The 26,816-nt window shown below is 35.7% G+C and carries 25 protein-coding genes and 1 CRISPR repeat array; of the genes, 7 read left to right on the top strand and 18 right to left on the bottom strand.

Annotation, left to right across the window (positions count from 1 at the left end):
• Nucleotides 1–76 precede the first annotated feature (76 nt).
• The 6 genes from MJQ71_RS19495 to MJQ71_RS19520 all read right to left on the bottom strand — a co-directional run bounded on the left by MJQ71_RS19495 (nucleotide 77) and on the right by MJQ71_RS19520 (nucleotide 5,739).
• Nucleotides 77–1,036 carry a HipA domain-containing protein gene (locus MJQ71_RS19495; RefSeq protein ID WP_238808616.1) on the bottom strand — a complete coding sequence of 320 codons (960 nt, stop codon included), beginning with the start codon at nucleotides 1,034–1,036 and terminating at the stop codon, nucleotides 77–79.
• A 23-nt stretch (nucleotides 1,037–1,059) separates the two neighbouring features.
• On the bottom strand, nucleotides 1,060–1,371 hold the full coding sequence (locus tag MJQ71_RS19500) for a HipA N-terminal domain-containing protein (protein ID WP_238808617.1): 312 nt from the start codon (nucleotides 1,369–1,371) through the stop codon (nucleotides 1,060–1,062).
• Complete coding sequence (locus MJQ71_RS19505) at nucleotides 1,361–1,570, bottom strand: helix-turn-helix domain-containing protein (RefSeq protein ID WP_238808618.1); 210 nt, start codon at nucleotides 1,568–1,570, stop codon at nucleotides 1,361–1,363. The genes MJQ71_RS19500 and MJQ71_RS19505 overlap by 11 nt, the downstream gene beginning before the upstream one ends.
• A gap of 451 nt (nucleotides 1,571–2,021) precedes the next feature.
• Nucleotides 2,022–3,422, bottom strand: coding sequence for a Gfo/Idh/MocA family protein (locus tag MJQ71_RS19510; RefSeq protein ID WP_238808619.1), 1,401 nt, complete (start codon nucleotides 3,420–3,422; stop codon nucleotides 2,022–2,024).
• A gap of 98 nt (nucleotides 3,423–3,520) precedes the next feature.
• Nucleotides 3,521–4,825, bottom strand: a complete 1,305-nt coding sequence (locus tag MJQ71_RS19515; RefSeq protein WP_238808620.1) for a TolB family protein — start codon at nucleotides 4,823–4,825, stop codon at nucleotides 3,521–3,523.
• Between the two features lie 44 nt (nucleotides 4,826–4,869).
• Nucleotides 4,870–5,739 (bottom strand): sugar phosphate isomerase/epimerase family protein, encoded by an 870-nt coding sequence (locus tag MJQ71_RS19520; protein WP_238808621.1) that lies wholly within the window; start codon nucleotides 5,737–5,739, stop codon nucleotides 4,870–4,872.
• Nucleotides 5,740–5,932: 193 nt separating this feature from the next.
• On the opposite strand from MJQ71_RS19520, the gene MJQ71_RS19525 reads away from it, so the two are divergent.
• From MJQ71_RS19525 to MJQ71_RS19540, 4 genes are all read left to right on the top strand, one after another.
• Nucleotides 5,933–6,646, top strand: coding sequence for an NUDIX hydrolase (locus MJQ71_RS19525; protein WP_238808622.1), 714 nt, complete (start codon nucleotides 5,933–5,935; stop codon nucleotides 6,644–6,646).
• A gap of 118 nt (nucleotides 6,647–6,764) precedes the next feature.
• Entirely contained in the window at nucleotides 6,765–7,724 is a 960-nt protein-coding gene (locus tag MJQ71_RS19530) for a ParA family protein (RefSeq protein ID WP_238808623.1), read from the top strand.
• 18 nt (nucleotides 7,725–7,742) lie between these two features.
• A complete protein-coding gene (locus MJQ71_RS19535; RefSeq protein ID WP_238808624.1) occupies nucleotides 7,743–8,801 on the top strand; it encodes a ParB N-terminal domain-containing protein in 1,059 nt (352 codons plus the stop codon).
• 879 nt (nucleotides 8,802–9,680) lie between these two features.
• The gene (locus tag MJQ71_RS19540) at nucleotides 9,681–11,096 is read left to right on the top strand and encodes a replication initiation protein (RefSeq protein WP_238808625.1); all 1,416 of its coding nucleotides are present in this window, start codon (nucleotides 9,681–9,683) and stop codon (nucleotides 11,094–11,096) included.
• 20 nt (nucleotides 11,097–11,116) lie between these two features.
• On the opposite strand, the gene MJQ71_RS19545 is transcribed toward MJQ71_RS19540, so the two are convergent.
• A complete protein-coding gene (locus MJQ71_RS19545) occupies nucleotides 11,117–11,875 on the bottom strand; it encodes a replication initiation protein (RefSeq protein ID WP_238808626.1) in 759 nt (252 codons plus the stop codon).
• 292 nt (nucleotides 11,876–12,167) lie between these two features.
• On the opposite strand from MJQ71_RS19545, the gene MJQ71_RS19550 reads away from it, so the two are divergent.
• Genes MJQ71_RS19550 through MJQ71_RS19560 form a run of 3 tightly spaced genes read left to right on the top strand, consistent with a single transcriptional unit; the run spans nucleotide 12,168 to nucleotide 13,146 of the window.
• Nucleotides 12,168–12,719, top strand: coding sequence for a hypothetical protein (locus MJQ71_RS19550; RefSeq protein WP_238808627.1), 552 nt, complete (start codon nucleotides 12,168–12,170; stop codon nucleotides 12,717–12,719).
• An 8-nt stretch (nucleotides 12,720–12,727) separates the two neighbouring features.
• Complete coding sequence (locus MJQ71_RS19555; RefSeq protein ID WP_238808628.1) at nucleotides 12,728–12,991, top strand: hypothetical protein; 264 nt, start codon at nucleotides 12,728–12,730, stop codon at nucleotides 12,989–12,991.
• A complete protein-coding gene (locus tag MJQ71_RS19560; protein WP_238808629.1) occupies nucleotides 12,988–13,146 on the top strand; it encodes a histidine kinase in 159 nt (52 codons plus the stop codon). The genes MJQ71_RS19555 and MJQ71_RS19560 overlap by 4 nt, the downstream gene beginning before the upstream one ends.
• 186 nt (nucleotides 13,147–13,332) lie before the next feature.
• On the opposite strand, the gene MJQ71_RS19565 is transcribed toward MJQ71_RS19560, so the two are convergent.
• The 11 genes from MJQ71_RS19565 to MJQ71_RS19615 form a co-directional block, all read right to left on the bottom strand.
• Nucleotides 13,333–14,265, bottom strand: a complete 933-nt coding sequence (locus tag MJQ71_RS19565) for a helix-turn-helix domain-containing protein (protein ID WP_238808630.1) — start codon at nucleotides 14,263–14,265, stop codon at nucleotides 13,333–13,335.
• A gap of 148 nt (nucleotides 14,266–14,413) precedes the next feature.
• On the bottom strand, nucleotides 14,414–16,063 hold the full coding sequence (locus tag MJQ71_RS19570; protein WP_238808631.1) for a GMC oxidoreductase: 1,650 nt from the start codon (nucleotides 16,061–16,063) through the stop codon (nucleotides 14,414–14,416).
• Between the two features lie 8 nt (nucleotides 16,064–16,071).
• Nucleotides 16,072–16,956 (bottom strand): TIM barrel protein, encoded by an 885-nt coding sequence (locus tag MJQ71_RS19575; RefSeq protein ID WP_238808632.1) that lies wholly within the window; start codon nucleotides 16,954–16,956, stop codon nucleotides 16,072–16,074.
• 4 nt (nucleotides 16,957–16,960) lie between these two features.
• Nucleotides 16,961–17,941, bottom strand: coding sequence for a sugar phosphate isomerase/epimerase family protein (locus MJQ71_RS19580; RefSeq protein WP_238808633.1), 981 nt, complete (start codon nucleotides 17,939–17,941; stop codon nucleotides 16,961–16,963).
• Nucleotides 17,942–17,957: 16 nt separating this feature from the next.
• On the bottom strand, nucleotides 17,958–18,353 hold the full coding sequence (locus MJQ71_RS19585; RefSeq protein ID WP_238808634.1) for a C-glycoside deglycosidase beta subunit domain-containing protein: 396 nt from the start codon (nucleotides 18,351–18,353) through the stop codon (nucleotides 17,958–17,960).
• 46 nt (nucleotides 18,354–18,399) lie between these two features.
• Complete coding sequence (locus MJQ71_RS19590) at nucleotides 18,400–19,323, bottom strand: sugar phosphate isomerase/epimerase family protein (RefSeq protein ID WP_238808635.1); 924 nt, start codon at nucleotides 19,321–19,323, stop codon at nucleotides 18,400–18,402.
• Between the two features lie 83 nt (nucleotides 19,324–19,406).
• Complete coding sequence (locus tag MJQ71_RS19595) at nucleotides 19,407–20,363, bottom strand: sugar phosphate isomerase/epimerase family protein (RefSeq protein WP_238808636.1); 957 nt, start codon at nucleotides 20,361–20,363, stop codon at nucleotides 19,407–19,409.
• Between the two features lie 92 nt (nucleotides 20,364–20,455).
• Nucleotides 20,456–20,830 carry a C-glycoside deglycosidase beta subunit domain-containing protein gene (locus MJQ71_RS19600; RefSeq protein WP_238808637.1) on the bottom strand — a complete coding sequence of 125 codons (375 nt, stop codon included), beginning with the start codon at nucleotides 20,828–20,830 and terminating at the stop codon, nucleotides 20,456–20,458.
• Between the two features lie 79 nt (nucleotides 20,831–20,909).
• Nucleotides 20,910–21,893, bottom strand: a complete 984-nt coding sequence (locus MJQ71_RS19605) for a sugar phosphate isomerase/epimerase family protein (RefSeq protein ID WP_238808638.1) — start codon at nucleotides 21,891–21,893, stop codon at nucleotides 20,910–20,912.
• 31 nt (nucleotides 21,894–21,924) lie between these two features.
• On the bottom strand, nucleotides 21,925–23,094 hold the full coding sequence (locus MJQ71_RS19610) for an MFS transporter (RefSeq protein WP_238808639.1): 1,170 nt from the start codon (nucleotides 23,092–23,094) through the stop codon (nucleotides 21,925–21,927).
• 61 nt (nucleotides 23,095–23,155) lie between these two features.
• Complete coding sequence (locus tag MJQ71_RS19615) at nucleotides 23,156–25,600, bottom strand: TonB-dependent receptor (RefSeq protein ID WP_238808640.1); 2,445 nt, start codon at nucleotides 25,598–25,600, stop codon at nucleotides 23,156–23,158.
• Nucleotides 25,601–25,964: 364 nt separating this feature from the next.
• Nucleotides 25,965–26,786: direct repeats of the CRISPR family, unit length 30 nt; unit sequence GTTTCAATTCCATAAAGGTGCGATTGGAGT.
• The last annotated feature ends 30 nt before the right edge of the window (nucleotides 26,787–26,816 follow it).

Below are 26,816 nucleotides of genomic sequence, written 5' to 3' on the forward strand. Positions count from 1 at the left end.
TATCACTTCTGTAGTATTGCTAAGGGCAAAACCAGTAGTTTATAGTTTAATTTATAATGAATGTATTAAAACAAAATTATAACTTATACAGAAAGCCTGTCAAACGATGTTGATATTGGTTCCAATAAATTTCTTTCGTTTTTTTATCAAAAAACGAATTATCAATCATCATTCTTACTGCCGATGATTTGTTTGAAAAATCATGCATTATTCTCTCAACTCTATTTTTTGGAATGCCAATTTTAATTCCAAATTCAAAAAAATCATTATAACTATAATAACCCAAAACATTATAAGAATCTGAATAGTAATCATTTTCAAATAAATCTAAAGCCATGGCGGGTTCGTTGGGTGTATGAAGAAACGTACACAGTAAATCGTACGCTGGCGAAAGCCTGAAATCGCCAAATTTGGTTTGAATTAGCGAGAAGTTTTTTAAGTGAGCATCACCATTTGAAAACAAGTAATTAAATAAAATAACCTTATAAAAACGTTCGATTTCGATTTGCCAAGCACCGCAATATTTCTTTATTAAGGTAGCAATTTCTTCATAACTTCCTTCGTATTTATAGTTTTCACCAGTACTTTGCTTATTAATTTGTTTAATTTGGCTAAAATCTTCTTGCAGCCATTTTGTGCCATCTTCTTTTATATCAAAACGCTTGACCAAATACGCTGGTTGTGCGTTTTTGAAATATATCAAGGTGTTTTCGGCGGTTTCAATTCTAAAAATCTGTGACGCAATTTGCATTGTCAAATGCTCATTTTCAGGAGCGATTTCCAAAAACTGAAATCTTCCAACAGGAATCGGTTTCAATATATACCTCCCTCCTACTTCGGTCAATTTCAATGTATTTTCTTCTAATTTTAAAGAATACTTTACCTGAACGCCCGAAATCGAAATTTGCCTAATATTATACTCAAAATCATTGTTATAAATAAAATCAGGCGTTTCAAAATCAAGATATGATGAAACTTTTTTACCATCAAATAATAATTTTAAGGCTTTCGCCGAAAAACCTATATTCTTAATCAACTTATATGATGACAAACATTTATTCATATTTCTTGAACCGTTATTGCTCCAATCGTATCATTTTTGGCAGTTTTCAGCAATCGAGTAAACTCATCATTTTCATCAATTTGGTAAGCTTTACATTGAATTTCTTTATTGATTCCTTCTGACAAAAGTCCGCTAAAAAAAGGAAAAAGAGCATTTGATTGAAACAAATTTGATTGCTTGGGAAACGAAAAACTAATTGCTGGAAATGCAGATTTTAGATAATTTTCGTCATACGAAAATGTATAATTGTTTTCGTTTTTTTCTAAAATTCCCGCCAAAATATGATTGAAATAAATCTCAGCTTTCATTGTTTAGTTTTTTAATACCTATTTTCATTTCCATTCCAAGCACGTCCAATATTTTTTGTAGCGTTTTTAGTGTTGGATTTGCTTTATCGTTTTCTATTTTCTGAATCGATTTTGCTGAAATATCACACAACTCTGCCAAATCTTCTTGTCGAATTTGCAGGTATTTTCGTCGTTCTTCTATAATTTTTCCAAAACTCATAACAGAACTATAATTCTTATTTTGATGTAAATATAGAAATAAAAATAAAAAAACAACAGAAAAACGAATTATAATTCTTATTTCAATTACGATTTGTTAAAAATATAATCAATAACCTTGTGGCTAATCAAGTGTATATGTCTTTCGAAAAATTGGGCTGCAAGGATGTAGTTAAAGTTATCAAAGATTATACTTTACAGGCTGTTGTTGAAGCCCCTTTTGCAAAAAAATAATGGAATTTCATTTAAGAATGGCATCATTGAGGTAATAGGTAGATTGCAAAAAAACATCCTTCTGGCCAAGGATTTATTGGGATTGCATATAGAATCCTAAAAGAAGATTATAAATAAATAAGGCTGCCCTCACCGAGCAGCCTTATTTATTACTTTTTGTATTGATAATCAATTGTCATACTGAAATTTTTTCTAGTAGCCGTATATTTGTGAATGAACTACTTTAGTTTCAAGTTTACAGGATCCCAATGTACAATTTTTTTACTAAAATAACTGTCGTTACAAGCCAATGCTGGAGCTGCTGCTCTAAAACCGAATTCAGCATCTTCTATTACTTTTTTACCCGTTCTTATCGAATCAAAGAAATTAGTAAAATGGTCTAAATGGTCATCATAACCAGCAGGAACTTTAAATATTATATCTTCTTTTGTCTTTCTTTTTCTTTGTTCTGGCGTCCATTTTGCATCATATTCTTTCTGCATTTCATCTTGCATACTTTTCGAGAAAGTAAACAATGAATCATATCCACCAAAACCTGGAGCTTCGGGCATAAGGCTATGTTTAACAGTAATATTATTACCGATAACATCGATAATTCCTTCTGAACCTACTAAACGAATTACTTCTTGTCCGCCTGTTCCACTGATGAAATTCACCTGTAAAGTCAATTGGTAAGCTGAGTGTTCGGGGCTGTCGGGATATTGCATCACACCTGACATTACATCAGGTAAATTACGGCCGTCTTTCCAATAACTTAATTGACCTGTACTATAAATACTTTCAGGCCCTTTTGAGTTTGTAATAAAATGAGAACCACTAAGCAAATGAATAAATAAATCGCCTGCAACGCCAGTTCCAACTTCTTTAAATGCTCTCCACCAAAAGAATTTTTTGGCATCAAAAGCCATTTTTTCGGTAACTTCGATAAACTTATCCCAGTTGGTTGTCATGGCATCGGCATCTTTCGGAATTGTGTATTCCCATGAACCTATCGAACTTTGACGGTCATATACCGCATTTACCATATTGAGTTTTCCGATTTCACCAGCCGCCAACAATTCTTTTGCTTTGGCATAACCTATACTACTAACCCTTTGGCTACCTACTTGCAACACTTTACCCGATTTTTTGGCAGCAGCCATTACAGGATAACCTTCGTTGATTTTATAAACCATCGGTTTTTCACAGTAAACATGCTTGCCTTTCGCTAGTGCATCAAGCGTAATGCGGGCATGCCAAACATCCGTTGTACATATCAAAACCGCATCAATATCTTTTCTATCTAAAATATCCTTGTAATTATTGGTCGTAAATAGGTCGTTGCCATATTTTTCTTTGGCGTTGTCTATTCGGCCTGTGTATAAATCACAAATTCCTGCTAATTCTACACCTGGCACTTTGAGGGCAGTATTCAAATCAAAATGCCCTTGAACTCCGTAACCAATTACACCAATTCTTATTTTGTCGTTTGCTGTAATTTTTCTGTCATATTGCAAAATTCGCTCTTCTGCTTTTGCTTGATTTGCAAGAGAAGCAAACGGTGATGATGCTGCCACCAAACTTGTAGCACCTATTTGTTGCAAGAATTTCCTTCTTGAGTTTGAATTATCGTTTTTCATTTTTATTGAGTTTTAAAATGGTACACAAATTACACAGTTTTTCTTGGTTCAGAAAGCCAAAACTTTAATTTCCAATTTGTGTCAAAATGTGCTAATTTCTACTTTATTGAATAACTCACAAATGCCACTTTCTTGCTATCAGCACTCCATGAAGGAACATTAATTGTCCCTTGTCCACCAAAAAAAACAGGGGTTAGATCACGAATTTCTTTGGTTTTTACATCCATTAAGCGAAGTTTTACTTGTTTCCCAAATAAATGTGCTTGTTTTTCATCGGATTGGTAAGAAATATAAACAATCCATTTACCATCAGGCGATGGATGAGCAAACCAATTTGAGTTTTCGTCGAATGTCAATTGTTCGGGATTTGAACCATCCGCATTCATCCGCCAAATTTGCATATGCCCTGTTCGATATGAATTAAAGTAAATATGCTTTCCATCAGGCGAATAATCGGGTCCATCGTCTAAGCCTTCCGTTTCAGTCAATCGCTTTTCTATACCTCCTTCAACCCCAACTGTATAAATATCATAGTTCCCATTTCGTTCTCCACAATAAGCCAAAGTTTTACCATCAGCACTCCAACCATGCCAAAACGACATCACTTCTGAAGTAATTCTTCGTGGCTCTCCACCTGAAATCGGCAATACATAAATAGCTGATTTATAGCGTTTTAGCGATGGGTCATTTTTATCTACATTACTAATTGCCAACCATTTTTTATCTGGAGAAATACCATGGTCATTGTTATTATTTATAGCAAAGCCAGTATTCAACAAATTCATTTTTTTGGTAGCTACATCAATCGTATAGAGTTTTCCGTAGCTATTCAAAATCAAATAATTATCTGGATGCCAATTTGGGGCTTCAAAATGTTTGTTGGTTGCTAATACAGTTTCTATTCGACCAGTCACAATATCAACCGTTTGGATGTAACTTGTAGTATCAGTCTTCGGCTTTTCGGGCTTGTATTGATGGTTAGATTGGCCAATTAATTTCCATTGGCCTTTAATTTTTTCTAACATTCTAACTTCATGAGAAAGCGTTTCTTTTCCATCTTTTCCTATCGAAACTTCATCGTGAACTACCCAAGCAGACGTATTTCCAATACTCATTTTATAATTTGAATGTATCGAAAAGCCACCGCCATTCATCATGCTAGCAGGGGCATTTGCAATTCGGTCTGATGCAAAATCTAACGCTCTTCCATCAGTTGTAGAAATTAACACACGTCCGTTTGGTTTCACTTCCCAGCATGCTGCATGTCCTTTGGCATCACCCATACGCCATGTAGCCCCTTCTTTTTCTAACAATTGAATTATTGCTAGTGAATCTTTGGCTGTTTGACCATAAGTATATCCAAGTACAAGCATTTGGCATATTATCAATAGGAATCTTTGCATGATATTTTTATTTGATATTGAATGAAATCAAAGTTAAGTTTGGCTTAATTGAAGCCAAACTTAACTAAACCTGCTTTGCTTATTTTAAGGGCATCCAATGGTTGTAGGCCGTCAAAAGTTTGGTCTTGTTCAACGATATAATATTTCATTCCAGAAAGTTTTTTATTATCTAAAATTCTTTTGAAATCTATTTTTCCTTGTCCAACTGGTGCAAATCGCTCTTGTGAATCCATGTCTTTTACATGCCAAATTTTAAAACGACCTGGGTATTTTTGGAAGTATGCCACTGGGTCAGCACCTGCTTTAGTTACCCAATATAAATCCATCTGAAAATTTACATATTTAGGGTCGAGATTTTCGAGCAAATAATCTATTGGTACAATACCATCTTTATTTGCTTGAAACTCAAAATCGTGGTTATGATAAAGAAATTCTAAACCAGCAGCTTTTGCTTTCTTAGCAATCGTATTAAGTATCTCAGCAAGTTTCTCAACGCCACCTTCCATACCTAATTTTCTTGTTTTTGGGTCAAATTTAAACATCCCCATTGGCGGAACTGGAGCAATAAAATATTTAAAACCCGCAGCTTTTACGTCAGCTATTAATTTATCAGCATTGTCAAGAGTCATTGAACCCATGTGAACCGAAATAGGTGTTAGCCCTAAACTCTTTAAATAGGATTTTAATTCGTCTGGCGTCATTCCATAAAATTTACCATCCTTATAATCTACTGCTTCTATATATTTATAACCTAAGTCTGCTACTTGCTTAAGTGTATTCTTAGCATCTTTGCCCATTTCGTTACGGACGGTGTAGAGTGTCATTCCTCCCCATTTTTTTTGAGAAAAAACAGTCAAGCTCATTGACATCAAGATAGTTAGACTTAGAAGTCTAAAAAAACGTGCATTTTTCATTTGATAAAAGTTTAAAATGGTAATTATTTATGAGTAAAATCTTAATTATAAGACAAAAATAGAAAATTATATTTATTATCTAAAAAAAAGACAATAAATTTGTTTTTATTTTTTCACAAAATAATCATATTTACTAAATCTTAAAATTATAGCATTGACCTGACCTCTGTGCTTTGAGAAAATTTCTGAAATAATGAGAGAATTTGGTACAGAAAATTATATTTCAAACCTTTCTATTGACTGTGTGATATTTGGATATGAAGAAAAAGAACTAAAGGTTTTGATTTCCAAATCAAGGTTTGGAACGGGTATTTGGAATTTACCAGGCGGATATATCAAGAAAAATGAAGGAATTGATAACGCAGCAAGCCGAATCTTAAAAGAACGAACAAGTCTTGAAAATATCTATTTAGAGCAATTTAGGGTTTTTGGAGATGAAAACAGAATAGTTGATAGCAAATTTAGAAATTTGCTCATGGTTGAACTTAGTCGCAAGTACAATGTTACGGATGCAGAATGGATAACCAGCAGATTTATTTCAATTGGCTTTTATGCCTTGGTTGAAATAAGTAAAGTCACGCCTCAAATCGGAGAACTTGACGATTATCTTGAATGGAGAAATATCAAAGATATTCCAGAGATGATTCATGACCACAACGAAATTCTGAATTATGCTCTCGAAACTCTTCGACAAAATCTTGACCAAAAACTAATTGGTTTCAATCTTTTGCCAGAAACTTTCACAATGCGAGAAGTTCAAGAATTATACGAAGCGATATATGACAAACAATTTGCGATGAATAATTTTCAGAAAAAAATCTTAGAATTGAAAGTTCTCGAACGCCTCGAAAAGAAGTTTACAGGAGCTCAAAACAAAGCTCCTTATTTATATAGATTTAAAAAATAAATGCCGCACAAAATCTCACAAATGATATAAAGAAAAATTTCCAAGAATTAGCTTGAAGTATGTTTGAAATATTCAACATTAATAATATATTTGTTGAATATTTCAAACAAAAAAAAGAATGCTCACCCAAGAAACTCTACTAAAATTCTTAAAACGCCGCTCAGCTATATCAGTTGCAACCCTCGAACGAGAAGCTGGTTTACCAAAAAACACCTTATCTGGAGTTTTGAGCGGTACCCGAAATCTAAGCGAAAAGCATCTTACTGCATTATTTCCAATCGTTACTCAATACGGATTCAGTAATGAAGCATTCGAGAAAGCTCGTGTCATATCAATCATCAATCACAAAGGCGGTGTCGGAAAAACCACTACAACAGCTTATTTGGGCGAAGCATTAGCCAATAAAGGCTTCAAAGTATTGCTGATTGATATTGACCCACAAGGCAGTCTCAGCGAAGTGCTCAATATTAGAGTTGGCCAAACCCAAGTTTTCCACTCTTTATTAAACCTCGAAGTGCCTTTGGCTATTCAGCCAGTACAAGAAAACTTAGACATTGCTCCTAGTGATATTGAACTTAGTTCTGCCGAAAAAGAATTGAGCAACAAAATCGGTGGTGAACTACGATTGAAGGTAGCCATCAGTAAAATTTCTAAAAACTACGATTTTATTCTGATTGACTGCCCGCCCTCTCTCAATATTCTGACAGTCACAGCCATGCAAGCCTCTAATAGCTGCCTTATCACAACTCTACCTGAACAATTAGCCTATAAAGGCCTAGTTGTGCTTCTTGAGCGTATTGCCGAAGTCAGAGCTTTACTCAATCCTTCCCTCGAATTAGATGGAATTGTGTTCACAATGGTAAAAGGTAATAGTATTCATCGAGAATATAAAGAACTTATTCGTCAGCAATTCTCTAACCTTAAAGTTTTTGATACTGAAATTAAACACCTTATTGATTTCCAGAAAGCCATGATTGACCACCTTACAATCAGTGCTTTTAATAAAAATTCGGAAGCAGCCACTTCATACGAAAATTTGGGAGAAGAATATTTATTATCATTAGACAAACGTAGCTAAGCTCTAAAATCAACACAAATGGCAAAGAAAACATTGGCCGAAAAAATGGCCGAAAATAGCAGGTCAGTAGTCGAAGCTCTTAAAACCAATACCATTGGTAGTTTTAGTTCTACTGAAAATATCAAGAAAAATATTGTAGTTTTTGATGAACTAAAAGACCTTATTCCCCCTTTGCTCGAAACTGAGTTTTTGGCATTAAAAGACAATCTTCAAAAACATGGTTGCAAAGACCCTCTCAAGGTTTGGCAAACGACCAATCAAGCAATTAACATATCAGAAAACCCCGATGATATTGTGTACGTATTGATTGATGGTCACAACCGTTTTCAATTATGTAATGAGTTACACATTCCATTCAATATTCAAATTGATAATTTTGAGTCAATTACTGAGGTACGGAATTTTATGATTGACTTTCAATTAAGTCGTCGTAATATTACGCCACAACAAGCCTCATATCTACGAGGCTTAAGATACAATACAGAGAAAAAACTCGTCACGAATAACCTTTTTCAAAATAAAGAATCTGATGTGATTTCCCCAGATGGGCAAAATGTCCATTTGGATAATTCAGCCATTTCTAGTAACGAAAATTCAAATGAAATAATCGAGCAATCTAGTGCAATTCTCCCAAATGGGCAAAATGTCCATTTGGATAATTCAGCAAAAAAAACCACTGCTCAGGAGCTTGGCGAATATTTCAATGTAGATGAGAAAACCATCCGTCGTGATGCAGATTTCGCTCGTGGACTCGAGAAATTATCTCCAGCGGTTCGTAAAGAAATTTTAGCTGGTCAAGTAAAAGTTGAAAAATCGAAAATTCAGAAAATAGGCAAAGCCAAAGACTTAAATGAGCCAATTAACTCTTTAGACGAAATAGAAGAAATCTATCAAAAACTTACGGTTGAAGGAAGCAATCAAAATATTTCAAAATCAAGTCACAAAAACGATAAATTGATTCATGAAAGATATTTAAAACTCACAGATACGCTAAATAAAGCTTACGAATCGAAATCTGCTAAAGAAATCAACGCTTTAAAAACGGCATTCAGTAAATTTTTAGAAGCTTTAAACTGAAACCAGATTATAAAAACGCTCAAAAGTCTGTCTGTCGGCTTTTGAGCGTTTTATATTCGTTAAAACTACTTTCGATTTATTCTCTCACAACAAAATGTCCCAAAATACCCTTCTTTCTTAATATACTACCCTTCGTTTATTCTTCAAGAGCTATTTTTTTAGCGTATTTAATAAACATATAAATTATTAAAAAATACGTAATTAATTCACTATAAACATTTTACATATTATAAAACTACTTTTATGGTGTGTCGGCTATCTTTCTTTTCTTTGTTGTTAAGCATTAGAAAAAGTAATTACGTATGATTTTGTAAAAACTACTTTTATGGTGTCTCCCGTCTCAAAAAAAACTTTTAAAAATCAATAAATCTTTCACAAAAACTACTTTTATGGTGTGGTTTTGTCTTTTTTGGTTATTTAAAAAAATCTTTTATTTCAGACACTTTTATAAAAACTACTTTTATGGTGTGGTAAAATAATATAACTCGCCGATATATTTTATCTTGATTTTTAATTTTTTGGAAAACATTTATGAGGATAATTTTGACTTCTCATATAAAACTAATCATTTTAGTATTTTACAACTGTTTTGTTTTACTTTTTTAACTTTTAAATACTTTAATACTTTCAGGGTTCGCAACTAACTGATAATCAATGTGTTATAAGCAGTAAAACTACTTCTATGGTGCTTAAAACTACTTCTATGGTGTCAAAAACTACTTCTATGGTGCTTAAAACTACTTCTATGGTGTTTAAAAACTACTTCTATGGTGCTTAAAACTACTTTTAAAAAATAAAAGTAGTTTTTGTTTTTAAATTCATACTATTCTTCTATTTTTGTAAAACTACTTCTATTATACATGAGTAGTTTTTTAATACATGAACCAACCAGAAACTTCTAAACGAGAGCAAGCTTTAGTGGCTATATCGAAAGACCCTTTTAGAGTGATAAAAGGGAATCCATTGATTGAAGCCAAGTTTGAGCTAACGCCAATACAAACAAAACTATTTTTATTTCTACTTGCCAAGCTTGATACAACTAAAAACAGTTTTGAGCCGATGATTGTAGTAGTCAAAGATTTTCAAAAATTTATTGGCTCAAAAGGCGATAGCCTTTATCACCATCTCAAAAAAGAAGTTGAGAAAATGATTGGGAAACGAGTCTATTATAAAGATGATGGCGTTGAGTTAAATTCTAGTCTTATTAGTGGCTACATGTATTTAGAGAATGAAGGTGCTTTCTTAGTCGAGTTTCCAAGTTTATTAAAACCATTCTTGCTTCAGCTCAAAGAAAACTTTACGGTAATTGACATCCGTAATATCCTTGGCCTCGATAGTTCGTATGCCATGCGATTTTATGAAATTTGCAAAGAAAAAGAACGTTTCAAAACTTTTGAATATACTGTTGAGCATCTAAAAGAAATGTTTTCGATAGAAAACAAATACAAAAACTATTTTGATTTTAAAGTAAAGGTAATTGTTCAGGCTCGTAACGAGCTCAAAGAAAATTCGGAGCTTTATTTTGACTTTGACGAAATAAAACAAGGAAAAAAGGTTGTATCACTGCGTTTTACAGTAATCAAAAACAAAAAAAATCTCCAACATATTGATGATACTTCTCTTTTTGGTACAACTAATGCCACTGAAATTTTGATTAATGAAGTTTTTGAACTTGTCAAGAATCACGGTATAAACCTACGAACAGTTCAGATTTGGTTTGAGAAGTATCCATTTGTTCAAATTAAACAAGGAGTCGATTATACATTAAATGAAAATAAAAAGGGTAGGGTAAATGATGTTGCTAGTTATTTGCAAAAAATGGTTGCAACATCAGATTTAGTGCCACAGGTTGAAAAACAGAAGCAAGAACAAATAAAGAAACGTCAGCAAAAAAAGATTGAGATTGAGATTGATACCAAAACCCAGCTAGCCGACCAAGAACAGGAAAAAGGTAAACTCAAAACTGCGTATTTTGATCAGAAAAAACAATTAGCCATTGACCTTCTAAAAGCCAATTCAGAAATTTATCTCAACCTTATGAATCAACTAACGCTTGAAAGCAAAGGTGATAAGCCTAATTTATTGGCAGAATTGGCGTACAAAAATTACAGGCAAAATACGCCATTTATAACAAATAGTCTTGATGAATTTTTGTTTAATTTTAATCAAGAAGGCATTTTTCAGAGTTATATTTTCGAACAAATGACTATTATTTTTCCTGATTTTCAGCGTCTAAAATCTTTGTTTTTACCCCAAATACTTGCATTAGGGATGAAAGAAGTTGAGTTGTTTTAAATTGAATGACATCAAAAAAGCTAAATTGTAGTGAAAATAAATTGAATGGCAATCACTTTTTTCCCTTGTTTTTTTTCTTTGAAATGAAATGCCACTTCATGTCCAACGAGTTCTTTTTGAGCCTGCTGAATTACATACCGTTTAAAATCATAATACCGAGCATATTCAGTTTCACCGATTCGCAATATATTTCTTAGCAACTCAACTGAGGCAGTATAAGTACCATTAGACTTTGGCACTTTTTTAAATAATTCATACAAGCATTGAGAATAATAACTCTTGAAATGGATGAGTTTTTCGAGATGAAAAGTATTGAATTGATTTTTTAGTTTGACCAAATATGGATGCAAATTCGAGTCAAATTTTAGTTTAATTAAGCCTTTTCCTTTCAAATATTTGGCACTACTTAAAAGAGCTACTTGCAAGAGACCATCTTTTTCAGAAATTTTACACACATGTTTAATCAAATTGCTGGTGGCTTTCTGTAACTCCATATAAGCAGACTCGCCTTTTAAGCCATTAGAAGCAATGATTTCACGGGCATCAACAATTATTTCATTCAAAATCTTGATGCCGTTTATTTCAACCAAATCAGTTGGTATCTGCTCGATAACCTTTATGAAAATTCTACGCTCATATAAAGACATATCATACTGAGCCATGATAATATCATTCAGATGCTCGATTGTCTCCGAAGAAATCGGATTTGAAGAATTCACGGTGGTTTCAACTGCAAAAAGTTGCTGTTGCTGCCCTAATTTGGTAGAAAAATCTGTCATCGAATAAAATATTTATACACCAAATTTCTCGTTTTTAAAACAAAAAACCAAGTGATTTATCTATGTTTTTTTTGTTTCTTTACTGCGTGTTTTAACGCTCGTTCTCGCTGTTCAGAAAATCAACGAGAACGAATTTTTGATCTGAACCTCGTTTTTTTCATTGAAGCTATTAAAACGGTAGTCAATCAATACAGACGACGTATCAGCTTGGTTTGTTTCCCAATGTAGTTTATAAATTGCAGTTTTAATTGTTCATTCAAAGAAAACATAAAATATCTAATAATTTAAAACCATGACCAAGTACCAATTTCTAAAATTGATTTCGCTATCATCTATATTGGTTTTTGCTGCTTGCACAGAAACCGTAACTATTACGAATAGCTCATATACAGGCACTGGTTCGGTAACACAAGGAGCAGGAACGGCCACAACAACTAATTTATTTCCTTCGGGGGTTAGAGTAGCGGCATTAGGCACAATTACTTCAACAGATAGTAAAAATTGGTTATTGCCTGCCGAGATTAATTTTACAAATGTCTCCTTTCCTTTTGCTTCTGATTTGTACAATTCCTACGTTTCGGGGCATAGCTACGCCAATAGCTCGACTGCGACGGCTGCACTTTCGAACAGTAATATCGCAACCGTTGATGCTGATGGAGAGGTTTTTACGGCTTATATTTTCGGAGATAATTATTTTGAAATGTATATCAATGGCGTACCCGTTGGGAAAGACCCAGTTCCTTACACCGATTTTAATTCTTGCATTGTACGTTTTAAGGCAAAAAAGCCTTTTACAATTGCAGTTAAATGTAACGAATCATTTCCCAATTTTTATCATCGCTGATTTACACAATGTTTTTGTTGTATCTCTTGATGTTTACTATTCATATTTTGAAATCAGGAAAATATGAAGTGCTAAATCATAAAATGAGCCAAGTGCTTATTCCTGCTACTTTTGTTACGATTGCAGTCTTGGCAATTGATATTGGTTATCAGTTTTTTAAAGCCTGGAAACAGAGTTTAGTTGAAGTTGAAAAATACAAAACAAAAAGTACCAATGCTCAATTACAAAACCTAAAAATCAGCTCAATCCGCACTTCTTATTTAATAATTTGAGTGTTTTGAGTTCGTTGGTTTATCAAAATCAAGACAAAGCCGTTGATTTTATCAATGAATTATCAAAAGTTTACCGCTATGTTTTAGAAAATAAAAATGCAGAATTGGTAAGCTTACAAGAAGAATTAGACTTTTTAGAACATAATATTTATTAAAAATTCGCTTTGGGGAAAATATTATCTTCGATATTCAGATTACTGACATTGAAAATAGCTTTTTACCGCCTATGTGCTTGCAAATGTTGGTCGGAAACACGATTCAGCACAACGAGACTTCACAAACAAAACTTAAATGCAATGCAGACGCGTTTTATTAATTATGAAAAAAAGAGAGATTTTTTATCATTCTATTCTATATTCACTCGGCCGCATGCCAGTTTGAGCTTTAAAGAATCGAGCAAAATCGCTTATCTCGTTTTTACCGATTTTATAAGCAATTTCAGTTATATTTAGATTAGTTTGCTTGAGAAGTACTTTCGCTTCGAGTAAGATCATTTCGTTAAGTAAATCGTGAGCTGATTTTCCTGTAGTTTGTTTCACACACTTATTTAGATGATTCGGCGAAACATTCAGTAAATTTGCATATTCGGCAATTTTAAATTTATCAGAAATATGCTTCGTCAATGCTTTTTTGAACTCTTCTGTAATATGTGATGCCGCATTGATGGTTTTGGGTTTCGAGGCTTCTACGTAGGGCTTTAATTCGGTAAAAAGTGTGAGTAAATACGCACGAAGAATATCAACTCTGCATTCTTTTTCTGCTTTATATTCATTCAAAAGGCGTTCGAGCAGAAAAGCCACATTGTTTTTTGCTTCATCATTGATAATAACCAAAGGGTACGCGTTGAACTGCAAAAATGGAAATTCGGCAAATAGTTCTTTTGTAGAAAACTGATGAGCCAATAATTCTAAATGAAAATGACAATAAAACCCTTCCACATCATTTCTGACAAATCGATGCGTGGTTATTTGATGTGCCGGTGTGAAATAAAAGGTATTTTCGCCAAAATCGTATGAATTTAAACCACTACTTCGGCTGCTTTTGCCCTTGGTCAGAAAGAAAAACGAATATACGGTAATTCGACGTGGTTGTAAATCGGAAGGTAACGGAAATTGCACCATCCTAAAATAATCTTCTACTCGATTAATATGAAAATATTGGTGAATATTAGAGCGAATTAATGAATCTGGCACACCCCCTTTCCCAAGCAATTCCATTTCGAGTTGTTTAGTATCTAGTATGGGTATTTCGCTATGTTTTTTGCTTTCGGGCATTTACTTTTATTGCGATTTCAACCGCTGACTATCGCTGATTTTTAATAGTTGCAATTTATAAATATGTGGCACATCATTTAAGTAAAATTTTATTTATAATGTGCCACACTTTATCAAATTAGTTCACTAATGTACTGATTGATTATTTCTACAAATTCTTTGCAATATACTCACATGCTCTTACAGTCAATGCCATGGTCGTAAGGGTAGGGCCGCATGAACCATTAGTTGGGAAGCAAGCACTATCGGTTACAAATACATTTGGTGCATCCCAGACTTGGTTGTTGCCATTGAGTACCGAATCAGACTTATCAAAGCCCATTTTTGCTCCGCCACATTCATGTATAGCTGCTCCTAAGGCTACACTTTTCTTATAATTTAGTTTAAACAAAAGTCGTTCATACCACGGAACATTGGGTAATAAATCGTATTCGGATGAAATTCCAAGTGGACTAATAGCAAAATCAACATTATACCCATTTTCAGCAATAATTTCCTTTTGGGTTTGCACTTGTGCTTTCAGTAAATTGATTTCGTTTTCGTACAGTCTAATATTGATGTTCGGTGTCGGGATACCCCACTTATCTTTCGTGCTGTTTAACGACACATAATTTTCTTTGTAAGGCAACATTTCACCATGGCCCATTAACCCAAATACTGAATTCATGTGCTGCGGCACCATCGGACGACCGACAATTCCCTGAATATTAAATCCACCTTTGAAAGTGGGGTAATTGTTAGTTTCAAGGTTTTGAAAACGTGGAATGTAAATACCGCCGTGATTATCTTTGGGATTATCGGCATCAACCAATTCGCCTCCATAATGATTAGGTACTGAACCAAATATCCAAGATGGTACTTGGTCCATGAAGTACTTTCCTACCAATCCAGATGAATTTCCTAAACCATTTTCATGTTTTGCTCCTTTCGAGTTAAGCATCAAGCGAATGGTTTCGATTGTCGAAGCACAAAGCATTACTACATCTGCCTCCACCACATGCTCTTGTTTGGTTTCGGCATCTATAAACGTAACACCCGATGCCCTTCCAGTATGAGAGTCTGTGTTAACTTTTGACACCATTGCATTGGCTCTGATTTCAAGGTTGCCCGTTGCCAAACCTGCCGCCAATGGACTACTAATTCGATGATGGTTATTGTCTTCAGGAGTTGCTTCTTTTTTCACGTATCGCCATGGCATTACTTTACGTTCAGGCCATTTGGTTTCGATGGTATGCTTAAATTCTTGTTCGGCCGTACTTAGTCCTGCCGTTTTGATGTATTTCCCATTCGGCACAAATGGTATGTTATCATTGGCTCCGATGATTCCCAAAAAATCTTCTACTTTTTCGTAATAAGGCAAAAGTTCATTGTAACTGATAGGCCAGTCGAAACCAATACCTTCGTTAGTTTTCATCCTGAAAGCATAATCAGACATCCTCAATGCCACACGCCCCCAAGAAAGGAAACGCCCACCGACATTTTTACCTCTTAAAAATAAGAAAAAATCTTTTGAGGAAGTATATGGGTGGTCCCAATCGTTCACAAACAAAAAGGCTTTATCTTCTGAATAAAATGAAGCACGGGCTTGCTTATGATGACCTGTCAGCCCCGCCTTTATGCGTGAAACTGAACCTACACTACTGAAATTTCCTGTAGCTTTTTGAAACTTCTCTTCTTCTAGAAAAGGCCCAGCTTCCAAAACCAAGGTTTTTAAGCCTCTTTCGGCTAATTCTTTCGCTGCAAAGCCACCCGTTGCTCCAGAGCCAACTACTATGGCATCGTATTTTTTATTTTGCATTTCTTTGGTTAATTTAAAAAATTATCAACTTCCTGATAGGCGTCCAAAAGGGCTTGCTCACCTTCAATTCCTTGTTGAGATTTGAAATGTTCCATGCCCAAAATCAACTCTTTTCCTTCGGCTTTTTGCTTATGGTAAATATGTTTGAAAATATTTTTATAATTCATTTCGCCAGTGCCCGGCTCACATCTACCTGGGGTATCTCCAATCTGAAAATAGCCGATTTCGTTCCAAACCATATCAATAGCAGCAATGATTCCTCCCTGATTTCTTTGCAGATGATACATATCAAACAAGATTTTACAAGAATCACGGTTTACACTACGGCAAAGCAAATAGGCAAGCGGGGCGGTTCTCAGAAATAATTCGTGGTGGTCGCTAAGAGTTTCTATAACCATTGTTATACCGACTGGCTCAAAAATATCAGCAGCAAAACGAAGGGCATCAATAGCATTGGCAGTTTGCATTTCGATAGGTAAATTTCTATCATAACAATCGGTAGATACTGTTACAAATTTTGCCCCAATGCGTTGCCCGATTTCAGCTCCAAGTTTGCATTTTTTCAAGAAGATTTCGAGTAATTCTTTATTCCCAGAAGTAATAGATGCCACAGGCGGCCATACGGGTGGGGTCATTACGAAAGTGCCCATAGTTAAGCCTGCATTGGCAATTGTACTACCCATTTTGTCTAAAAATGCAGGTTCCTTTCCAAACAATCCTAACCCCATTGGTGATGTATCGAATGGAATATGAGGTGCATTAAAACCACTGTTTTCGATTGATTTAAATCCTAAATCGGCAATATATTTTATCTGGTCGAATGGATCCTGTCCTGCCGAATTTGTAAATAGATTAATATGAGGTGCGTAATTGAGATTATATTTTTTAGTCATTTTCTTAAAGATTTTGTAAGATTCGTTTCCATAATTGATGTTGTTTTTCTACTTGGTCGAAGGCATCAAACTCGTCGGTAAATGCCGAGCCTTCGTATTCTGATGAAATGTAGCCGTTATAACCTCCTTCGTGAAAAACTTTGAAAATGGCAGGATAATCTATCGAAGGCTCATCTCCATTTTCGTCGAAACCATAAAACTTTCCATGCAAGTGTACCACATATGGAATAATTTTTTTCCAGCTCTCTACAGGCTGACGGCCATTCATGCTAAACGCCATATTCAAGCGGCCAATTTGTGGCGGCGTAGCCCCCATAGGAACTAATGTTTGGGCCAATTCGCCAAATTTCGTTGGAGTTGGAATATCTTTATGCCAAATTTCTTTCGTAATGGCAATCATTTCGTCGGTAACACCTGCCGTTTTAAAACTGTTGAGCAATGCATCGGGAATGGCACGCATACAGGTACCCATATCTGGTACAAAGCCTAAAACGTGGGTTTGCATTTGCTCAAACATCTCAGTCATTTTAATGACCGAAGGGTGGTCAACACTGTATGGCGTGTGTAGCTCTATTCCCATCACTACGTTGGCTTTTTCAGCAAAAGGAACGAGTTTTTGATAAACTTCAGCTGGTGCAGTAGTCTGACAGCGAAGAATAGGAAAACCGAGTTTTTGAGCTGCCAAAATCTGAGGTTTGATGTATTCTACAGTTTCATCAATACCCATTTTTGCGTGACGTTTGATACCTACATCAATATTGGCATCGAGTGCCACAGGCTCAAACTCATACTTTTCAAGCAGGTGCTTTACTTCTTTGATAGTTTCGTTTGAAATAAATGGAAACCCTCTAAGGCTCTGAAAACCAATAATTTCCAAGCCAGTTCCAAGGTTTCGTTTACGAGTCTCGGCGATTACATCTTCTAAGGTATATTGTCCTGAATTCCATTCGTATGCGTATGAAAAAAGGGAGGTGGCAAGTTTCATTTTGAATTTCGTTTTTTTATTGACAAACAAGATTTTTTGTAACCACACTACTTGCTAGTAAAGGTGTGGCCTGAGGCCCTACCAAGATGTAAGGAATGTGCAAGTCATACTTAAATTCCACTTCATACTCCTTTCCTTTTTCCATTGGTTGCGTAACTTCTAACATGCCTCTGTCAAGAATATAAAGCCATTCTTTATCTAATTCTGGCAATTGTTTGTAAGTGTATTCGTTCCCATTTGCTTTTATTTTGAATTTGCTTTTTTCGATTTCTTGCCCATTTATTTTAAGGTTAAAATCCATACAAGAAAGGGGCAAAGATCTATACCAGTGCGACTGAAATTTTAGTTGGAAACCGTTTTCAGTTGCTTCTAGAGCATCTTCTTTTAAAATATATTTATCTAAAGGACCCATATTGATTTACATTTTTAGATTTTTGATAGTTTTTTCAGCTTTTCCGTTAGTTGTAGATAGCAGTCAGTTCATTATCAATATAATACCTCGACAGTGCCATCGAAGCCAGCAAGTCTGGCGTGCCGTCTGTTTCGACCGTAATCCAACCTTTAAATTGGTGCTTTTTGAGTAGTTGATACAAACCTTTGAAATCAAGTACGCCTTCGCCAGGCTCCCAAAACCAACGTGTGCCATCGTCCACAATTTCAATGTCTCGACTGTAGCGTATGTCGTCGGGTAAAGATGGCGTAGCTGTATCTTTCAAATGGAAAGTACAGATACGGTCGTGGTAGGTATCATAAAACTCCAATATATCTTCGCCCAATAAGGCTACTTGAGCCGTATCAAGACAATAGTTAACATAACGGGGATCGGTGAGTTCGAGATATTCTCGGTGATTATCTTTGTTGATTGCCAAAAAAAACTCGTTATGAATACCAATCTGTACGCCATTGTCGGTTGCGTATTTACCCAATTCGGTAATGATTTCGGCGGCGGCTTTGATTTGGCTATGGCTCAAAGGCCCAACTCCATAATAATTATTGATGGGTGCTGAGTTTAGGTGCTTTCCTCCAAATTCAACCAACAAATCCACTGCTTTTTTACCTTCTTCAAAGGTTTGTTTGTGGTGCGTTCTGTCGTGAGCTTTGTCAATTAAGTGAAACATTCCACTCACTTCAACGCCACGCTCAGCTGCAAAATTTTTGAAGGCTTTGGGTGAGCCAAAAAGAGGCAGCATTTCAGGGAAATCCCAAGGAGCAAGCTCTATTCCTGAAAATCCTAATGCTTTTTGGTAACGAAGTATTCTATCCCAGTCGGTGTAATACGCCGAGTTTGTTTTGTCTTCATAATAGAACTCCCGAAAATTGTCAATCCTTTGGTAAGGAATGTTTTTCCAGTGGTTCATGTGCGAATATTTTAGATTACTCATATTGTAGGATATTTTAATTGAATACAGATGAAACGATTTGCAAGCCAACACAGATTAACTGGTGCTCATCTGTGTTGGTAAAGTTATCTGTGTTCTATTTTTGTCGAGTTTAAAAAATTTCTACTTCTCAATAAAGCCCTCATCGGCTCACGGGTTTGACGATTGCTTACTATTGTCCAGCTTTCGTAATTTATTTCGATGAGTGTATTGCAAAATCTTCTCAAATCAACATTTCCAAAACCTAAATCCATGAAAACTTGAGTAGCACGGTGTTGTGGATATTCTGGCAATGGCGTTTTCCAAGTTTGATTTTCGTCTGTAAAGGCTGTATCGGTCAGGTATATGCTACCTATTTTTTTTGCATTTTTTTGAATGAATTCTGTTGGATTTTGACCAGCGATAATAAGATTTGCAACATCCAAATTCAGCAAAATAGATTTGTCTATCTGAGCGAAAATATCTTGAAAATTTTGGCTACGAAACACGCTCCAATACTCATTTCTGAGCAGCAAGCGAATGCCTTTTTCTTGGGCAATTTTTGCAAAACCATTGATAAGGTCTATACTTCTTTTCGTAAATTCTACCTCCCAATTGATATTTTTACCATGGTAATGTTGCACCAAACCATAAGGCGGAGTAGGGGTAACGTTGATGTACTCACAACCCAATTCAGCGGCGTATCTAATAGCCTCCCCTCCAAAATAGCCAGAAGCCCCAAAGTAAAAATCAAGGTCTTCATTACGCATAAAAATGGTAGGATTGAAATGAATACCTGCCACTTTATCAATACCTTTTTCTTTTAAATTAGCTACAAATTTGGCAACGGTTTCAAACTTTACTTCAACACAATACTTGGTGAAAGGCACACCTGAGCCGCCTCGGAATATCCAAAAGGGGTCAAACGGAATCTCAACAGCCGTGAAGCCTGCTGTGGCAATCATGGGATACAATTCATCCCAATAATACTTGCTTTCGAAGCGATTACGGTTGGGTTCTTGGTGATGAATATTCACCATATCAAGACTTATTCCTATTTTCATTTGGTAAATAATTATTAGAAAATTGGTTATTGGTTGATAAGAAAAATCGTTTATTAGTGTGTGATCATCAATACCAAACACTATTTTACCAATTATCCAATCACTACGGTCTTCTCCGCTACCCTAATACTTGGAAAAGGCATATAGCCGATTCGGAGATTGATTTTTAGCCCAATTGTATGTTCACCTGCTTTTAAATCACTTTCTTTAGCTACTGAAAGAGTTGCAACTTCACCCATTTCCCAGCGGTCGTCGAGTTCGTTTTCACGTTGCTCAAGGTTGTAGCTATTGCCATGAACAGTGATGACAACATCGCTTTGTGGCAAGGTTTCTCCATCTAAAGAAACTTCTATTTCTTCGACCATCGAAAGCGAAACACCTCTGTAGTATGGTAATCTTGCCCCTATTTCAAAGCCTTTTTCGTTTTTTTTTGCCCTTTCAGGCACTATCATATATTTTTCGTACATGGTAATTTTATATAAATTGTTTGATTTAATGTGAAAACGAGGCATGCCTTGTCTCTACAAGTGGATTTTTCAATAGATTTTATGAATTGATATAATTCTTCAGCATTTCCTGATGTCTGCGTACTTGCTCTACGCTATCGACCTCATAAACATCTTGGATATGGCGATTACCTTCGTATTCGGTGGCGATGTAGCCATTATAGCCGTATTTTTTCAATACATTGATTACTTCTTTGTACGGAATACTGTATTCAGTATAGTCTTCCAGCATTTCCAAACATTTGCCATGAATGTGAATGATTTTATCCATGTGTGGCACCAAACTTAGTGGATTGACGAATGTATTGTGTCTCGACATTTCTGCCACGACCATATCTATACGTCGATTGCTCATTTTCGAAACTTCATAAATAGTATATTCTGCCATTACCCCTTTTTCATGTTGTTCACAAACGTATTTTGCTATTTCGGGGTCTGCACCATTACGAATCATTCGCTCTATTTGTACACGTGGCAGGCGTCGAGTAAAACCACCCATATCTGGAATAAATCCAAAATGTTTAGTACCAGTTCTTTCCATTACTTCCCAATGACGTTCCATCCATGCACTGTTGATATTCCAAGGAGCGTGTACTTCGATACCTAATTTGATGTCATTTTCTTCTGCAAAAGGCAATACTTTTTCTATAATCTGTGGCGTGGTATTAACAATGACACGGATAATTTTGAAACCCAAACTACGAGCAAAACGGATGTCTTTTTTGAATGATTCCACTGCTTCTTCATCTGTCCAATAATGCCCTTTTTTCTTGTTATAATCTAAAAACATATCATGAGCTACAGGTGTTACTTTGTATTTATCCATCCAACCAAACCATTGCTCGATAAATGCTTCTGATGGAGTTTTTGGACAACCCAGCACACTTTGTTCACCTACAATTTCTATCCCTGTTGCACCAGTAGCAGCTGCCGCAGCAATACATTCTTCAAGGCTCATTTTTCTTAGGAAATACTCCTCCTGGTAGCTGTAAAGGCTTACAGCACGTTTGATATTAGAACTCATTATTATACGATTGATTTTATCTAAAAAAGAATTATTCTTTGTCAAAAATGAAATTGATTACGACCATCACCAAACAAACCACTCCAAATATGACGAAGGCTTTGAGGATATCGCCCGATAGACTTCTGACCGAACCCACAATAAACGGCGATGTGGAAAGGCCTAAGAAAAATCCACTACTCCATACGCCCATACCACGACCACGGTATTCGACTGGTACGGAACGCAATCCGTAGGCAATCAGTACTGGGATTGCCATACCACAACCTGTTTGTTGAATAATAGCACTTATCATTGCCGAAGTTAAGTCTGCAGAAAGGCCAACGCCAATTAATCCGATACCGATAAGTGTAAACATAATTCCAAATTGAATACGGTTACTTTTAGTACCCAATAGCTTAAACATAACTGCTCCAAGTGGTAGCATAAGGCTTGCTACTGCCGTGATTTTACCTACTTCTTTAGGGTCATTGATGCCTATTTTATCTAAGGCTAAAGAAAAATGAAGTGTATAAACATAATACAGCACTGATGCGATGAAAGTTGTAAAGAAAACTTTGACTAAAGATTTCTTCGAAAATTGAAACGAACCATTTTGAGCATTGGCAAGCGATGGAGCTTTCTCAGTAGGCTCATAGATAAAGAAAAACGCACCAATTGGAATGACAAGTGTGAAAGCGTATAACAAAAAAGGATATTGCCAACCCACAGTGGCGAGCTGTCCGCTACCGTTGATGACAAAAAAACCAAAAATAGGCCCAATAATACTTTGAATCATCAACCAAGTATTTCGGCGGCTTTGCTCAAAATAATCACCTAAAAGAATATTGGCAATCGTAAGGATAAATGCTTCACCAATACCCAAAATCAGCCTTCCCGCAATCAATGCACTGAAACTTTCCACAAAAAATGGCAAAACGCCACCGATTCCGTAGAGAATAGAGAAAATAATAAGCAATTTTCTTCGACCAATTTTGTCAGCTAAAAAACCCGCATAAGGCGAAAACAAAGCCACACACAAACCTGGGGCAGAAATCACGAACGGAGCCAATGTTTCGATATATGGAATATCTTTGAAATGATTACGAAGTGTTGGCACAACGGGCATAAGTGTAATTACGGCCATCATGGGTAAAATACTAACCAAAGCAATGATGATTCCTTGTGGTATTCCTGCGGTTCGGGTTTGGGTGTTTGACATTGTTTTTATCAATTAAAGTTATTTATTAATGGGGAGAAGCGTAAACTTCTCCCCATTTTCATTACAAATGGAAATTCAACTGTGCTCCAATTAATCTTGGTGAACCAAAAATCCAGTTATAGATATTGATTGTACCACCGTTGAACGAAGAATAAGCAATAATGCGATTGTCTTCTAAGTTTTGGGCAAAAAGACCTACATCAAACTTACCACCTTTAGCTGTGTAAGTTAGGTTTACATCTGTTTTGGTATAGGACTTTTGCTTATCCATTGCATAGTTGAAAGCAGTAGTATAATAAGACGATTTGAAAAGTGTCTGAATACCCGCCGTAAGCGTTCCACTTCCAATTTTAAAATCATGGTTATAGCCAGCAGTTAGTGTAGTTTTTGGCGACATTGGGGCAACTTTTCCTTTTAAATCAATTGAATGAACATCACCATTTACTACATTCTCCACTGTTTTTAGCTCATTATATTTTGCATCTAACAAGTTCACCGAGAATCTAAATCTATCAGCCTTACTAATAGCATACTCGCCATCTATTTCTAATCCATTCACCGTACTTACACCTGCATTTTGAATGGCACCGCCCACAGCTGTTGAAATAAAGATAGAGACTTGTTGGTCTTTGTAATCGTAATGAAAAGCTGAAGCATTTAAACGTAGTTTATTATTGGCAAATTTATTCTTTGTACCAATTTCGTAAGCAGTCAAATATTCTGGGTTATAAGCTCCTTGATTATCAAAGCCACCTGCCTTGTATCCTGTGCTTATTTTGGCAAAAATCATTTTGTTGGCATCTATTTTATAATCCATACCCAAAAGCCACGTAGTTTGATTCCAACTACCTTCCGTTAGCACACCGGAAATTGGCTTCATACCCGCCTGCGTCATACTTGTGGGCACATTTGGGTAGAAAAATCTGATAATAGTCGGCGGGCCAAATGGAGCAGATGCTAAATCCGACCCTTCAAGGGTTTTCTTATCAGTTGTATTTCTAAGGCCAAGTGTAATGCCTAATTTTTCGTTTATATTGTAAGTGGCTTGTCCGAAAAAGCCTAAGGTATTCGAATTAACATTTCTGATAAAAAAGTTTAGGAATGGAACTTGTCCACCGAATGCTCCCGCAGCAGCAGGTAAGACTAAACCTCTTCTAACATCTTGGTTTTCGGTGCCGTAGAAACTACCTAACTGCCAACTTAATTTTGCTGATTCGCCATTTAAGCGTAATTCATGGCTTTGTGTTTTGTAGTTTAAATCGTTATGAAAACTGAATGTTTCTGGCACAAAACCATTGAGTGGTTGATAACCATCCATACCTATTTTTCTGAAGCCACCCGAATAAGTTAGCGTTGCTCCACCAAAATCATAAGCAATTTTCCCTCTGATAGCCGATTGATTAATTTTCATGAAGCCAGCCGTTGCAACTGGATAATCATTTGGAAGCGACGTTGTCCAACTTACAGGGGCTTGTCCCTTCAACTCAGCAATATTACCCATTGGCACACCATACTGCGAAGGTGCTTGTTGGTCGGTTTTGCCCAATTCTCCCGCCACATAAATTGATAATGCTTTTGTTGGATTAATACTTAGTCCCGCACGCGTTGCCCAAAAATTGCCATTATCAATTTGCCCAACTTTATCACCACCATCACGATAGCCATCATGTTTTGAAAGTAGTCCTGCTACTCTGAATGCGGCAATTTTACCTAAAGGTAAATTTACTGCACCATTTAGTTTCAATGAATTATAATTTCCATAACTGGCCGAAAGGTCAACTTCACGGCTTTGAGTAGGTTTTTTAGCAATGATATTGACTGCTCCTGCCGTAGCATTACGGCCGTAAAGTGTTCCTTGAGGCCCCTTCAAAACTTCCACACGGTCGAGGTCAAACATGGCAGTATTCAATGCAAGTGGTCGATTGAGGTATTCACCATCTAGGCCTACCGTAACAGCTTGGTCAGAAAGTTCCGCGGCTCCGTTATTACTTCCCACACCACGAACATTTATTTGATTAAAAATTGTGTTCTGTACAATATTTAAACTTGGAGCAATGGCTTGTAATTGTAATAAATCTGAAATTCCTTGTTTTTGAATTGTCTTTCCTGAAACCAAATCCATGGTGATTGGCACTCTTTGTGCTGAAACTGAACGATTTTCTGCCGTTACTACTACTTCTTCGAGCGTTTCGTTGGCCTCTTTAAGTGTAACATCGACACTTTTTTGATCTGTTATAGCCACTTCTTGTAATTCATAACCTACGAATGAAAAAATGATTGACTGCCCTTTACGAGCCTCTATCGAATAATTTCCATCTTTATCGGTGGTTGTACCTTTGGTGGTTCCTTTAATAACAACACTTACTCCTGGAAGTTTATCTCCTTTATCAGAGCTAACTATTCCGCTGAGTGTTTGGGCTAATAGATAAGTACTTGTCAATAAAATTACGCTGCAAAGCAATGTAATTTTTCGGCTTAAATGATTAAAAATAGATTGACTTTTCATACATTTGGTCGGGTTTTTAAGTTTTAAGAGACTTTCAATTCCAATCAATTATTTTGGCCGTTTCTATTCGCAGTAGGAGCGGCTTTTTTATTGAATTTTAGGAATAATTTCTTGTACAAAAGTATTATTAGAATTGTTAAATTTATTATCAAAATCATTCAATTAACTGGCAAAATCAATCAATTTGTTAATTGATATACTAATATTTTAGCTCAATTACTGCAGAAACAATAATGCCTCTCCCAAATGAGGAAGAGGCATTATATAAACATTTTTAAATCTATGAATAAATTCTTTGTAATTGGACTTCAATCAAGCTACATTAGTATCATATTAAAAATGTCGGTTTCGATAACTTAGAAGGATTTCAATTCCATAAAGGTGCGATTGGAGTTTTGTCAATTTCTTCTTCAGTGGGAGTTGTCACTATATTTCAATTCCATAAAGGTGCGATTGGAGTCAGGCGTTGATGGTGAACACGTACAGGAACATGATATTTCAATTCCATAAAGGTGCGATTGGAGTTATAAAAATTCTTAGTGACGTAAAACATTGCGGCTGTATTTCAATTCCATAAAGGTGCGATTGGAGTGCAAATGAATACTGAAGATGCGAAACAAATAGCAATGTTTCAATTCCATAAAGGTGCGATTGGAGTAACTCGTGGGTGGGATTATTGTTGCTGCTCAACTGAAGTTTCAATTCCATAAAGGTGCGATTGGAGTCTTTTGAGAACCGTGTAAACGAAGTTTCTAAAAATCTGTTTCAATTCCATAAAGGTGCGATTGGAGTTTTACTTCTAACAATCCTCCTTTTATTGTACCCGTGTTTCAATTCCATAAAGGTGCGATTGGAGTTAATCGAGGTTAAACCTCACAATCGCACCATTTTGTTTCAATTCCATAAAGGTGCGATTGGAGTAAGCTAAGCCTGGAAAGAAAGATATTTCTTTTTCGTGTTTCAATTCCATAAAGGTGCGATTGGAGTCAAAAACAAGTAGCTTTACTTTCTGCGTGTCCAAATGTTTCAATTCCATAAAGGTGCGATTGGAGTAGCATCACCAAGTTTTTTGAGGTAATCAGTAGACTTGTTTCAATTCCATAAAGGTGCGATTGGAGTCTTTTGAGAACCGTGTAAACGAAGTTTCTAAAAATCTGTTTCAATTCCATAAAGGTGCGATTGGAGTTTTACTTCTAACAATCCTCCTTTTATTGTA

Source organism: Emticicia aquatica (assembly GCF_923079645.1).
Classification (GTDB): Bacteria; Bacteroidota; Bacteroidia; order Cytophagales; family Spirosomataceae; genus Emticicia; species Emticicia aquatica.

Coding starts and splice junctions, on each gene's coding strand:
- MJQ71_RS19500 (WP_238808617.1), bottom strand. CDS start 1,371: ATGAAAGCTGAGATTTATTTCAATCATATTTTGGCGGGAATTTTAGAA.
- MJQ71_RS19505 (WP_238808618.1), bottom strand. CDS start 1,570: ATGAGTTTTGGAAAAATTATAGAAGAACGACGAAAATACCTGCAAATT.
- MJQ71_RS19510 (WP_238808619.1), bottom strand. CDS start 3,422: ATGAAAAACGATAATTCAAACTCAAGAAGGAAATTCTTGCAACAAATA.
- MJQ71_RS19515 (WP_238808620.1), bottom strand. CDS start 4,825: ATGCAAAGATTCCTATTGATAATATGCCAAATGCTTGTACTTGGATAT.
- MJQ71_RS19520 (WP_238808621.1), bottom strand. CDS start 5,739: ATGAAAAATGCACGTTTTTTTAGACTTCTAAGTCTAACTATCTTGATG.
- MJQ71_RS19525 (WP_238808622.1), top strand. CDS start 5,933: ATGAGAGAATTTGGTACAGAAAATTATATTTCAAACCTTTCTATTGAC.
- MJQ71_RS19530 (WP_238808623.1), top strand. CDS start 6,765: ATGCTCACCCAAGAAACTCTACTAAAATTCTTAAAACGCCGCTCAGCT.
- MJQ71_RS19535 (WP_238808624.1), top strand. CDS start 7,743: ATGGCAAAGAAAACATTGGCCGAAAAAATGGCCGAAAATAGCAGGTCA.
- MJQ71_RS19540 (WP_238808625.1), top strand. CDS start 9,681: ATGAACCAACCAGAAACTTCTAAACGAGAGCAAGCTTTAGTGGCTATA.
- MJQ71_RS19545 (WP_238808626.1), bottom strand. CDS start 11,875: ATGACAGATTTTTCTACCAAATTAGGGCAGCAACAGCAACTTTTTGCA.
- MJQ71_RS19550 (WP_238808627.1), top strand. CDS start 12,168: ATGACCAAGTACCAATTTCTAAAATTGATTTCGCTATCATCTATATTG.
- MJQ71_RS19555 (WP_238808628.1), top strand. CDS start 12,728: ATGTTTTTGTTGTATCTCTTGATGTTTACTATTCATATTTTGAAATCA.
- MJQ71_RS19565 (WP_238808630.1), bottom strand. CDS start 14,265: ATGCCCGAAAGCAAAAAACATAGCGAAATACCCATACTAGATACTAAA.
- MJQ71_RS19570 (WP_238808631.1), bottom strand. CDS start 16,063: ATGCAAAATAAAAAATACGATGCCATAGTAGTTGGCTCTGGAGCAACG.
- MJQ71_RS19575 (WP_238808632.1), bottom strand. CDS start 16,956: ATGACTAAAAAATATAATCTCAATTACGCACCTCATATTAATCTATTT.
- MJQ71_RS19580 (WP_238808633.1), bottom strand. CDS start 17,941: ATGAAACTTGCCACCTCCCTTTTTTCATACGCATACGAATGGAATTCA.
- MJQ71_RS19585 (WP_238808634.1), bottom strand. CDS start 18,353: ATGGGTCCTTTAGATAAATATATTTTAAAAGAAGATGCTCTAGAAGCA.
- MJQ71_RS19590 (WP_238808635.1), bottom strand. CDS start 19,323: ATGAGTAATCTAAAATATTCGCACATGAACCACTGGAAAAACATTCCT.
- MJQ71_RS19595 (WP_238808636.1), bottom strand. CDS start 20,363: ATGAAAATAGGAATAAGTCTTGATATGGTGAATATTCATCACCAAGAA.
- MJQ71_RS19600 (WP_238808637.1), bottom strand. CDS start 20,830: ATGTACGAAAAATATATGATAGTGCCTGAAAGGGCAAAAAAAAACGAA.
- MJQ71_RS19605 (WP_238808638.1), bottom strand. CDS start 21,893: ATGAGTTCTAATATCAAACGTGCTGTAAGCCTTTACAGCTACCAGGAG.
- MJQ71_RS19610 (WP_238808639.1), bottom strand. CDS start 23,094: ATGTCAAACACCCAAACCCGAACCGCAGGAATACCACAAGGAATCATC.
- MJQ71_RS19615 (WP_238808640.1), bottom strand. CDS start 25,600: ATGAAAAGTCAATCTATTTTTAATCATTTAAGCCGAAAAATTACATTG.